The organism is Streptomyces sp. NPDC107559, from assembly GCF_055657365.1.
Genome location: NZ_JBVKBD010000019.1, coordinates 128,100 through 140,103, shown reverse-complemented (window position 1 = coordinate 140,103; position 12,004 = coordinate 128,100). Strand labels below are relative to the sequence as shown.

At 69.7% G+C, this 12,004-nt stretch carries 7 protein-coding genes; 3 read left to right on the top strand and 4 right to left on the bottom strand.

All coding sequences use genetic code 11. From position 1 onward, the window contains the following. Positions 1 to 80: 80 nt before the first annotated feature. The gene (locus tag ACZ7OY_RS36990; RefSeq protein ID WP_472249958.1) at positions 81 to 878 is read left to right on the top strand and encodes a histone protein; all 798 of its coding nucleotides are present in this window, start codon (positions 81 to 83) and stop codon (positions 876 to 878) included. Positions 879 to 881: 3 nt separating this feature from the next. Then, the gene (locus ACZ7OY_RS36985) at positions 882 to 1,955 is read left to right on the top strand and encodes an SRPBCC family protein (RefSeq protein WP_472249957.1); all 1,074 of its coding nucleotides are present in this window, start codon (positions 882 to 884) and stop codon (positions 1,953 to 1,955) included. A 60-nt stretch (positions 1,956 to 2,015) separates the two neighbouring features. On the opposite strand, the gene ACZ7OY_RS36980 is transcribed toward ACZ7OY_RS36985, so the two are convergent. The 4 genes from ACZ7OY_RS36980 to ACZ7OY_RS36965 form a co-directional block, all read right to left on the bottom strand. Continuing rightward, positions 2,016 to 3,215 (bottom strand): beta-1,3-glucanase family protein, encoded by a 1,200-nt coding sequence (locus tag ACZ7OY_RS36980; protein WP_472249956.1) that lies wholly within the window; start codon positions 3,213 to 3,215, stop codon positions 2,016 to 2,018. 86 nt (positions 3,216 to 3,301) lie between these two features. Continuing rightward, positions 3,302 to 4,582, bottom strand: coding sequence for a ricin-type beta-trefoil lectin domain protein (locus ACZ7OY_RS36975; protein ID WP_472249955.1), 1,281 nt, complete (start codon positions 4,580 to 4,582; stop codon positions 3,302 to 3,304). Between the two features lie 340 nt (positions 4,583 to 4,922). Next, positions 4,923 to 6,149 (bottom strand): MFS transporter, encoded by a 1,227-nt coding sequence (locus ACZ7OY_RS36970; protein ID WP_472249954.1) that lies wholly within the window; start codon positions 6,147 to 6,149, stop codon positions 4,923 to 4,925. A gap of 312 nt (positions 6,150 to 6,461) precedes the next feature. Then, positions 6,462 to 8,351 (bottom strand): arabinofuranosidase catalytic domain-containing protein, encoded by a 1,890-nt coding sequence (locus ACZ7OY_RS36965; RefSeq protein ID WP_472249953.1) that lies wholly within the window; start codon positions 8,349 to 8,351, stop codon positions 6,462 to 6,464. A gap of 171 nt (positions 8,352 to 8,522) precedes the next feature. Here ACZ7OY_RS36965 and ACZ7OY_RS36960 point away from each other — a divergent pair, with 171 nt between their 5' ends. After that, positions 8,523 to 11,927 (top strand): lectin, encoded by a 3,405-nt coding sequence (locus ACZ7OY_RS36960; RefSeq protein WP_472249952.1) that lies wholly within the window; start codon positions 8,523 to 8,525, stop codon positions 11,925 to 11,927. Positions 11,928 to 12,004: the final 77 nt, after the last annotated feature.

Genomic DNA, 12,004 nt, shown 5'->3' with positions numbered 1-12,004 from the left:
GCCCGTAAAGGTTGGCCGCGATGAGCCCCTGACCGCGGCGCACCAGCGGGGAGACAGCAGCTCTCCGGAGGGAACGACTGATGAACGATTCGACCAAGATCGCTGTTGCCGCCGCGCTCGCCGGCGGCTACGTCCTCGGTCGCGCGAAGAAGGGGCGGATGGCCTTCGGAGTGGCCACCTACCTCGCCGGGCGCCGATTCGGCCTGGAACCACAGCAGTTGCTCACCGAGGGGCTGCGCAGGGTCCAGGAACTGCCGCAGTTCGCCGAACTCAACGAGCAGGTGCGCGGCGAGCTCAAGGACGCGGGACGCAAGGCGCTCATGGCCGCGGCCGACCGCAAGTTCGCGGACCTCGCGGAAGCGCTGCACCAGCGCACCGCCCGCATCGGCACGGAGGAGGAAGAGGAAGAGCCGGAGGAGAACGGGGAGTACGAGGCGGAGGAGGCCGAAGAACCCGAAGAGGAGGAGGAATACGAACCGGAGGACGAAGAGGAGCCGGAGGACGAAGAGGGAGAGGAGGAAGAAGAGGACGAGGAGGAGGAACCCGAGGAGGAGCGGACCGGGCCCGCGGCCAGGCATCGGCACCGCACCGCCCCCACGACCAGGCAGGCGCCGGCGAAGAAGACAGCCAAGAGGACGGCGAAGAAGTCCGCGCCGCCGGCGAAGAAGACCGCCAAGAAGTCCGCGACACCGGCCAAGAAGTCCGCCGGGAAGAGGGCCGCCCCCGCGAAGAAGACCGCCAGGAAGACGGCGGCGAAGGCGGCGCCACCGGCGAAGAAGACCGCCAAGAAGACGGCGGCACCGGCCCGAAAGGCCGCGACCAGGAAGACTGCCCAGAAGAAGACGACGGCCAAGAAGGCCTCGGCACGGCGGAGGTAGGTCATGGCCAGGACGGCACAGGACTCCGGGCAACACCAGACTTCCGGCTTCGACCAGCTGCGTGACGAACTCGTCGAATACATGGGCGCCCAGGTGGAGAACCTGGCGGAGAAGGCGGGGGACAAACTGGGTGGCCTCACCGACCAGTTGACGGAGGTGTCCGAGAACGGCGGCATTCTTCCCAAGGTCGGTGCCCGCGTTCTCCAGGGCGATTCACCCGTCAAGGCCCTGATCGGCGAGAAGGCCAAGAGCATCAAGAGCAACCTGACCGAGAAGGCCAAGAACCTGTTCGGCGGCAAGGGAAAGGGACGCAAGTCCGGCACCACCAAGGTGATGAACATCGTCGAACACCTCGACGTCGGCGTCCCGGTGCGCTTCGCCTACGACCACTGGACCCAGTTCGAGAAATTCAGCGACTTCACCAAGGGGGTGCGCAGCGCGTCCCGGAACGACGACACCACCAGCGACTGGAAGGTGAAGGTCGGGCCCTCCACCCGTTCCTGGAAGGCGACGATCCAGGAGCAGATCCCGGACGAACGGATCGTGTGGACCTCCGAGGGTGCGAAGGGCAGCACCCGGGGCTGTGTCAGCTTCCATGAAGTGACGCCCACGCTCACGCACATCGTTCTGGTCGTCGAGTACTACCCCTCCGGTCTGTTCGAGAAGACCGGCAACATCTGGCGTGCCCAGGGCCGTCGGCTGCGGCTGGACGCCAAGCACTTCCAGCGGTTCGTGAGCCTCACCAGCCAGGAGCCCGAAGGCTGGCGCGGGGAGATCCGCGACGGCGAGGTGGTCCGCACCCACGAGGAGGCGATGGAGGAAGAGGAGGAGGAAGCCGCGTACGAGTCGGAGGAAGGCGAAGAGACGCCTCCCGAGGACGAGGAGGACGAATACGCCGAGGACGAATACGAGGAGGACGCAGAAGAGCCCGAGGACGAGGAAGAGCCGGAGGAAGACGAAGAGGAAGAGGAAGAGCCGGAGGACGGGGAAGAGCCCGACGGGGAAGAGGAGTTGGAGGACGACGAGGAGTGGGAGGACGAGGAGGAGCCCAGCGACCGGGCAGCCGGCAAACGCTGACCGCTCGACGGCCGCCGAGCCGCCGAGCCGCCGAGCGTCGCAGTGTCGCAGTGTCGGGCGTCAGAACGCCGACAGCGTGAGGGTGAAGCCGGTCGGGCTGGTGTCCTGGACGTAGGAGGCGAAGTCCGCGACGTCGTCGAAGGCGAATCCGTACGCCTTGCCGTCCACGGTCGCCGCGTGGATCGCCTTCGCGTAGTGGTTGGTCAGGCTGCCCTGGTAGAAGGCGGCCGGGTCGGTGGCGGGCTGGGCGATGTCGGCCAGCAGCGTGGAACGGTTGAAGCCCGCGCCCAGGACCGCGGCGACGGGGCCGGTGGTGCCGTCGTTGGGCGCGGCGAGGTTGCCGTCGCAGAAGAGGACGTCCCGGGTCGACGGCTTGGCGAAGGACACGGAGGCCGGTCCGTCGAAGGTGAACCGGTCGGCGCGCACCCGGCCGGTGAACGTGCCGGCGTTGGTGGTGACCTTGAGGTCCTTGCCGGTGTAAGTGCTCCACACCGTGTCGATGTACGGGGCGAAGTAGTCCTTCTTGAAGATGCCCGCGTCCAGGCCGTGGCCGGGGGCGATGATGCGGGTGTCGTCCACGACGAGCGGCGCGAACTCCTCGACCTTCTTGACGGCGGCGAAGGCGGCGGCGCGTCCGCCGTCGCGGAGGGTGCCCGTCGTCTGGTCCTTGTCCCCGGTGAGGCGGATGGCCATCGGGATGCTGAACATGTCGACCATGGTGGTGTTGCAGAACATGCCGGCCGCGTTGTGCGTGAACTCGGCGCAGTCGTGCAGCACCCCGTAGTTGGGGTCCGAGGTGACCCATCCGGCCGGGTACTGGAGCGCCGCGTTGCCGTTGCCGTCGGTCACCACCTTGAACTTGAGCTTCTGGCCGAGTGCGACGTAGATGCGGCCGGACATGAACGGCAGGGACAGCTTGGTGTCGCCGCTGCCCGCGAGCGGGATGGCGTAGTCGGTGAAGCCGTCGGCACCGTTGTCGGAGAGGGCGATCGGGGTGACCGTGCCGTCCGGGGTGAGCCGGACCTGCTTTCCGTCCAGGTTGCCGACGACGTAGAGATGCACGGAGGCGTTGTCGAACGAGCCGCTCCTGTTGAAGATGGTCATCGGGAGCGAGCCGGTCGCCGCGGTGGTGCCTGCGCCGGACTGGTCGGCGAGCGCGTACGGGGCGATGGCGGCGATCGCCGGGATGCCCACGGCGGCGCCGCCGAGGGCGAACATCATCTTGCGGCGGGTCAGGTTGCGCTGGTGACGGGGTGCCATGGGGGGAGCTCCTTACGGGGCGGCCCCGGCCGAGGCCGGGGCGCTCGGGGAAAGGGTGGGGGGAGGCGAGGTCCGGGCCGGACGGCTCAGCCGACGGTCCACTTCTGGTTGGCGTTGCCGGAGCACGTCCAGATCTGCAGTCGGGTGCCGTCGGCGGAGGAACCGCCCTTGGCGTCGAGGCACTTGTCCGCGCCGGTGTTGGTCAGGTCGCGGGCGGCGGTGTACGTCCACTGCTGGGCCTTGGTCCCGTTGCAGGTGTAGAGCTGGACGGCGGCACCGTCGTCGTGCGAAGCGGCCTTGACGTCGAGGCACTTGCCCAGGGCCCGTACGGTCCCGTCGCTGCCCAGCGTCCACTTCTGGGCGTCGGCACCGTTGCAGTTGTGCAGCTGGATCGGGGTCTCGTCGGCGCTGGAGGCGCCCGCGACGTCCACGCACATGTCGCCGATGCCCTTGATGGCGCCGGTGCGGCTCGTGCCACCGGAGCCGGAGCCGGAACCGGTGCCCGAGGCGGTGACGTGGACGTAGTCGACGGTCATGGTCTGCGGGAAGGAGGTGCCGGCGTCGGGGCTGCCCGGCCAGTCACCGCCGACCGCGAAGTTCAGGATGATGAAGAACGGGTGGTCGTAGACCCACCTGTTGCCGTTCACGTCGGCCGGGGTGCGGGTCTCGTAGTTCTGTCCGTCCACCGACCAGGTGATCGCGGTGGGGCTCCAGCCGACGGCGAAGACGTGGAAGTCGTCCGCGAACGCCTTGCCGTTGGGCAGGGTGTACGCGGCGCCGATGCCACCGGCGCCGGAGTAGCCGGGGCCGTGGATGGTGCCGTGCACCGCCCCGGGCTCCTTGCCGATGTTCTCCATGATGTCGATCTCACCGCTGTTCGGCCATCCCGCGCTGCCGAGGTTGTCGCCCAGCATCCAGAAGGCCGGCCAGACGCCCTGGCCGCGCGGGACCTTGATACGGGCCTCGAAGTGGCCGTACGCCTGGGTGAACGTCTTCGCCGTGTTCAGCCGCGCCGACGTGTACTGGCAGGTGCCGTACCAGCACTGGAGTCCGGTGTCGCTGTTCTTGCGGGCGGTGATGACCAGGTTGCCGTTGCCGTCGAGCGCGGCGTTGCTGGTGCTGTTCGTGTAGTACTGCAACTCGTGGTTGCCGTTGCCGCCGCCGCCCGTCTCCAGGGTCCACTTCGAGGAGTTGGGCGCGCTGCCCGCGGCGCCGTCGAAGTCGTCGGACCAGGTCTGCACCGTGGCCGCGCCGGCACGGTTCGCGGCGGGACCTGACGTGTTGAAGAGGATGGCGGTGGTGAGGGCGGCGGCTGCGAGACACGCCAGCCCTCCCAACGACCATCGGCGGGCGCGGTGAGCGGCCATGGCGGAACACACCTTGTCTGTGGGGAACTTCCGGATCGGACACCGGTCGGTGCACACCGGACGCGCGGGCGGGCGAGCTGCTGAGAGCGCTCTCTCATACGCGGCACGCGTCGTCGGTGGACCAGACGATACGCACGATCGCCACCACCGCCAACCGGAACGCGAATCCCCAAATCGCCCTGACCTGCGGTTAGTTGAAGAGGCAGGCCTGACCCAACACAGCTTAAGACCCGTTTAAGCTGCAATTAAGACGGACCACTCCGCTTAAGGGCTGGGGGGTCCTGATACGCCTCGACCCCCGGCGGTCGCCGGGGGCCGAGTGCCGAGAGGGAGTGGGCGGTCAGTCGCGGCCCTGGGCTGCCGTGACCTGACCGGCGGCCGTCGCGGCTTCCGTACCGGACGAGGTGACCACGACGGAGCCGGCGTCGCCGCGGTCGACGAGCCCGCCGACGACGGCCAGGCCCAGGCCCGCCACCGCGAGTGCCGCGCCGACCAGGTTGGGCGAGCCCCAGCCCCAGCCCGCCGAGATGGCCAGGCCGCCCAGCCAGGCACCGCCCGCGTTGGCCAGGTTGAAGGCGGAGTGGTTGGACGCGGCCGCCATCGTGGGGGCGTCCTTCGCCTTGGCCATGAGCAGCATCTGGACGGGCGTGGTGATCAGGGAGCCCATGGCGCCGATGAAGGTGATCGTCAGCAGGGCGGGCACCGTGCTGTGGACCGTGAAGTAGAACGTCACGAGCGCCGCGGCGAGCAGCGCGAGCCCCGCGTACAGGGTGGGACGCAGGGCTCGGTCCGTGAGCGGGCCCGCGACCAGCGTGCCGAGGGTCATCCCGACGCCGTAGAGCGCGAGGACCAAGGTGGTCGAGGAGTCGGATATGCCCGTCAGGTTCGTCAGCATCGGCACCAGGTAGCTGTAGACGGCGAAGAACCCGCCGAAGCCCACGACCGCGGTCGCCAGGCCGATCACCACCTGCCTGTTGCCCATGGCGCGCAGTTCGTGCCGGATGCCGGACTGCGCACCGCGCGGCTGGTCGGGGACGAACAGCGCCAGCGCGACGAGCGCGATGACGCCGATGACGCCGACCGCGGCGTAGGCGGCCCGCCAGCCGAAGTGCTGCCCGAGGGCCGTGCCGGCCGGGACACCGACGATGTTCGCGATGGTGAGCCCCAGGAACATCTTCGACACCGCGCGCGCGGCCCGTTCGGGAGCGACCAGTCGGGAGGCCACGACAGCGCCCACACCGAACAGCGCCCCGTGCGGCAGCCCCGCCAGGAAACGCGCGGCGAACAGGAGGCCGAAGCCCGGCGCGAGCGCGGACGCGACGTTGCCGATCACGAACAGGCCGGACAGGAGCAGCAGCAAGCGCTTGTGGGGAACCCGCGCACAGATGCCCGTCAGCAGGGGGGCGCCGACGACCACGCCGAGCGCGTAGGCCGACACGAGGTTGCCCGCGTGGGGCACGGACACGCCGATGCCGTCGGCGATCTGGGGCAGCAGCCCCATCGTGGCGAATTCGGTCGTTCCGATGCCGAACGCGACGACAGCCAGGGCCAGCAAGGCAAGTGGCATGGCGCAGAGAAACCCTTCGAAGACAGCGATCCAGGAACGAGGGGCAGGAAAAAGGCCTGGATCGTCTCCAGCTCCCGTGACCCGTCGCACTGAGCGTCCTCGCGCAGCACACCCTCGGAACAGGCCTAGGGCCTGTCTTTCGGATCAGACCGAGCTGATCCGAAAGACAGGCCCTAGGCCCCCTTCAAGCCAACAGTGGCGGAAACCCACACATTCCAAGATCCGGGCGACCATCGGGTGACCTGCGTCACGTCTGCCGGGGCGGAGCCGTCCGGGCACCCGGCCGCTGCCCGGACGGACCGCGCGGCAACGTCAGTGCAGCGCGAACTTCTGGGCCGCGGAGCCGTTGCAGTCCCAGATCCGCAGGCGGGTGCCGTTCGCCGTCGCACCGTCGGGCGAGTCGAGGCAACGGCCCGACTGCGGGTTGAGCAGCGAGCCGTCGGCCTGCTGCACCCACTTCTGGCCGCCCACCCCGTTGCAGTCCCACAGCTCGACCTCGGTGCCGTTCGCGGTGCCGTTGCCGTTGATGTCCAGGCACCGCCCGAGCGTGGCCAGCGAGGTGTCCGTGCGGCGCGCCCAGTGCTGGTCCACCGCCCAGGCCTGGCAGTCCCACAGCTGGACGGCCGTACCGTTGGTGCCGGTGTCGTCAGCGGCGACGTCGACGCACTTGCCACCGGGGCCGGTGACCGCGGCTCCGCCGTTCACGGCGAACTTCTGGGCCGCGGAGCCGTTGCAGTCCCAGATCTGGAGCACCGTCCCGTTCCCGGTGGCGCCGCTGGGCGAGTCGAGGCACCGGCCCGACTGCGGGTTGAGCAGCGAGCCGTCGGCCTGCTGCACCCACTTCTGGCCGCCCACCCCGTTGCAGTCCCACAGCTCGGCCTTGGCGCCGTTCGCGGTGCCGTTGCCGACGATGTCCAGACACCGCCCGATCGTCGACAGCGAGCCGTCCGCCTGGTGGGACCAGTGCTGGTCCTCGGCATAGGTCTGGCAGTCCCACAGCTGGACGGCCGCGCCGTTGGTGCCGGTGTCGTCAGCGGCGACGTCGACGCACTTGCCGCCGGGGCCGGTGATCGTCCCCTGCGGGCCGTTGGGCACGTCGGTCCGGCCGGAGTACCCGACGGAGACGATGTTCGCCTGGACCGCGTTCTCCGCGGCGTCGGTCGGGTAGCCGGCCACCATGACGCCCTCGAAGAACGTGCCGCGGTTGCGGTTGCTGTTGTCCCCGCCGATGCCGAGGATGATGCCGCCCTCCTGCTGCATCGGCCGGTAGCCGCCGCGGGTGGGCAGACCTCCGTCCCACCACGTCGTCAGGGCCCCCGACTGGGAGTTGCCGCCTTTGAGGGCGTATTTCGTCTGTCCGTCGTTCTTCAGCACGGCCGTGACGAACGCGCTGTTGTTGCCTCGGTTGGCGGTGTTGGAGCCGTTGTCGCCCTGGAACATGCCGTTCTCCAGGTCGGCCTCGACCCACGGCCCCGAGCCGGTGCACGGCGCGAAGTAGCACGTGGTCGCGATGCTGACGGCGTCCATGTGCCCGTTGCCGGTGTCGGCCGGGGTGCTCTCGGCGTTGCCGTAGTCGAAGCAGCAGTCGGAGCCGACGTGCGTGCCGCTGGCCACCATGTAGACGCCCTCGGGCTGCCCGTTGACCGCGACGCCCGACGCCACGCCCGTGTAGCGGTACCCGACGCCGGGCGAGACCCAGATGCCGTACGCCTTGTGACCGCCCGCGGTCACGGCGATCTCGCTCGCGTCGGCCCCTCGGTCGACGCCCCCGGCGGTGCCCGCGGGCCCCGGCGTGAGGTCGTTGTGCCGCGGACTCTGGTCGTAGACCTTCGTGATGCGGCAGGTCGTGTTCGCGCAGAACGTGTCCTGCTGCGCCGCGTTCGCGTAACCGCCCGCGGCCAGCAGACCGATGTCGCTCCTCGCGCCGTCCGAGGCGCGGGTGACCTGGTAGAGCGGTCCGTTGTACGAGGAGTACAGGGCGCGCACCGTGCTGTGCGCGGCCACGCAGGCCGTGCCGGCGCCGCCGTAGATGTCGCAGGGAAGGGAACCGGCCGCCTGCGACGCGCCGGGGAAGCCGATCAGGGCGCCGAGGGCCAGTCCGAGAGCCGACACCGCGACCGCCACCGCCCTCGCCGCTCGGCGACCGGGGGCGGCAGCCCTGCGTAACGCTGCCCCAGCCCAAGAGAATCTTGTTATAGGCATGACACATCTCCTCCGAGGACGAGCCTTGACCGGACGTACGCCTGCACGGACGGGCCGCGCGCGCCGGCACGGACGGGCCGCGCGTCGACCGGGTCGGAACCTACGCAGCCTGTTTGAAGACGTCAATATTTGTGGCATCGCTTTGGTACGTACTTTGCTGGCTGTCGGTACATGTTCGTTCCCGTGGCCGCACATCGCCGCACGGCTCCACCGGCACTCACGCGCACCCAGCGACATGCACACTCGGCGCGCCGACCTGCCGCGATGGGGATACCGGGCAGGCGGCAGCACCACCAGAAAGCGCTCACCACACCGAGGCCGCCGCGCCCGCCGCCGACAGCGACGGGTCGGTCGCCACGCGGGCCCGGACGCGGCCCTCCGAGCCCGCGTCCGCCGTACCGCCCAGGAACCCACAGCAACCAACAGGGCCGCTCCCGGCACGGCGACGGCAGCCGGCGTACCGCAACACGGAACCGCGCCCGTTCTATTGACGTGCACACGACCTCTGACTACTTTGCGAAGTGCTCCGGAGCGGGTCGAGCAACGACCCTCCGGTGCGGCAACAGGTTCGAACCCCTGCACCGACTTTCAGGCCGTAAGCCTTCCAGGCGCAGTAAGACAACGTTGTCGCGACAGGGCGACCGGGGCCCGCCTCCCGCCTGCCTCCCGTACGAGAGACGGCAGCTCGACAGACAACGTTGTCACCCTGCTCCCCCGCCGCATCTCCTCAGGAGGCAGATCGCGATGTCCCCCACTCCGGCCGGTGTCCGCCGGCCCGCCGACAGCAGACGCCCCGCTCGTGGCCGAAGGCTCGGTCCGGCCATGGGCGCCGCCTTCGCCGCCGCGCTCCTGGGCGGGTACGTCCTGCCCGCCCCCGCCGCCTGGGCGGCGCCACCGCAGCGGGCCGAGCTCGTGACGGCGCCGGCCGACCTGGTCAACCCGTTCATCGGCACGTCCAACGACGCCAACGACTTCCCGGGCGCGGACGTCCCGTTCGGGATGGTGCAGTGGAGTCCCGACACCTCGTCACGGCCCCCGGGCGGCGGCTACGAGTACAAGGACTCCTCGATCACCGGGTTCAGTCTCACCCACATCGCGGGCCCGGGGTGCGGTGCGGCCGGCGACTTACCCGTGCTGCCCACGGTGGGTGCCGTCGTCAACAACGCCTCGGACTCCTTCTCCCACGCCAACGAGTCCGCGTCGGCCGGGTCCTACAAGGTCTCCCTCGACAACAAGGTGACCACGGAACTCACCACCACCACCCGCAGCGGCATGGCGCGCTTCACCTTCCCCGCGACCACCCAGGCCAACCTGCTCTTCAAACTGACCGGCAGCCAGAACGGCGGCACCTCGGCCCAGTTCAACGTGGTCTCCAGTACCGAGGTCAGCGGCCAGGTCACGAGCGGGAGGTTCTGCGGGGCCGGGAACACCTACACGGTCTACTTCGACATGGTCTTCGACCGGCCGTTCGGCTCCAGCGGCAGCGCGCTCGCGCCGTCGGCGAAGACCGCCGCGCCCGCCGCCTCCCGGGCCGGGCAGAACGCCCCCGAACAGCCGAACCGGCCGACCCTGCACGGCGCGCTGCCGAAATCCGCCGCCGCCAAGGCGCCGGACGCCTCGGACCAGGCTCAGGCGGCCGCGTCCAACGGGCACGTCACGTTCGACACCAGCACGAACCAGGTCGTCCAGGCCAAGGTCGGCGTCTCCTACGTGTCCGTCGCGAACGCCGTCGCCAACCGCACCGCCGAGAACGCCGGCTGGAACTTCGACAGCGTGCGCAGCGCCGCCCACTCCGCCTGGGACGCCGCGCTCGGCAAGATCCAGATCGCCGGCGGCACCGACGACCAGCAGCGGATCTTCTACACGGCGCTCTACCACTCGCTGCTGCACCCGAACGTCATCAGCGACACCAACGGCCAGTACTACGGGTTCGACGGCAAGACGCACACCGTGGACGCCGGACATCGCGCCGCCTACGCCAACTACTCCGGATGGGACATCTACCGCTCCCAGGCCCAACTGGAGGCGCTGGTCAGCCCGCAGGTCGCCTCGGACACCGCCCAGTCGATGACCGACGACTACACCCAGACCGGGATCTTCCCCAAGTGGTCGGAGAACAACGGCGAGTCCTACGTCATGGTCGGTGACCCGGCAGCCGCGATCATCGCCGACTACCACGCCTTCGGCGCCCGGGACTTCGACACCGCCACGGCGCTGGCCGGTCTGCTGAAGCAGGCGAGCACAGCCAACAACGACCGACCTGGCCTGAACTACCTCGACAGCCCCGGATACGAACCCCACGACGGCAGCTACGGCTGCTGCAACTTCTACGGCCCCGTCGCCACGACCCTGGAGTACGACACCGCCGACTTCGCGCTCTCCGCGTTCGCCGGCGCCCTCGGCGACACCGCGAGCCGGCAGAAGTACGCCCATCGCGCGCAGGACTGGCGCAACACACTCAACCCGGCCTCCGGCTTCGTCCAGCCCCGCAATGCCAACGGCTCCTGGACCTCGGGCTTCGACCCCACCAGCGGCACGGACATGGTCGAGGCGGACTCCTGGATCTACACCGGCATGGTGCCCTTCAACGTGGCCGGGCTCGCCACCGCCAAGGGCGGCAACACGGCGATGAGCCACTACCTCGACACCGTGCTGCGCAGCTACACCGGCGCCAACGGCTACGCCTGGGTCGGCAACGAGCCCAGCATCGAACTGCCGTGGGAGTACGACTACATCGGCGCCCCGTACAAGACCCAGGCGACCGTGCGCTCCGTCCAGCAGCAGATCTGGTCGAACAGCCCGGCCGGTCTGGCCGACGGGAACGACGACCTGGGCGCCATGAGTGCCTGGTACGTGTGGTCCGCGCTGGGCATGTTCCCCATGACCCCGGGCACCGCCGACCTCGCGCTCGGTTCGCCGGTCTTCTCCCAGGCCGTGATCACGCTGCCGTCCGGCGCGACCCTGACGGTCAACGGCAACGGCGCCGCGGACAACGCACCGTACGTGCAGTCCGCGACGTTCAACGGGGCAGCCTGGAACAACGCCTACGCCCCCACGTCCGCGATCACCTCGGGCGGCACCCTCTCCTTCACGCTCGGCACCGCGCCGAACACCGCCTGGGCGGCCTCCGCGTCCGCCGCGCCCCCTTCCTACCCCGGTGACACGACCGCCCCGGCCAAGCCCCGCGTCGGTGCCATCACCTCCGGGGTCACCGCGACCCAGTGCATCGACGACGCGAACTCCGGCACCGCCGACTCCACCGCGATCCGGCTGTGGACCTGCAACGGCACCTACGCCCAGGACTGGAACATCGCGGCCGACGGCACCCTGCGCACCCTCGGCAAGTGCCTCGACGTGACCAGCAGCGGAACGACCAACGGCACCCTCGTACAGCTCTACACCTGCAACGGCACCGGCGCCCAGAAGTGGACCGTCGGATCCGACGGCTCCCTGAAGAACACGAATTCGGGTCTGTGCCTGGACGACCCGAACTCCTCCACCACGGAGGGCACCCGGCTCCAGATCTACACCTGCAACGGGACCGCGGCGCAGAAATGGGGCCTGCCCGCGGCCTGACGTCCGCCGCCGTCCGGCCCTCTTCGGTCACCACGGCACCCGCGCAAGGCTCGTGCCCCGGTCCCCGGAGCTTCACC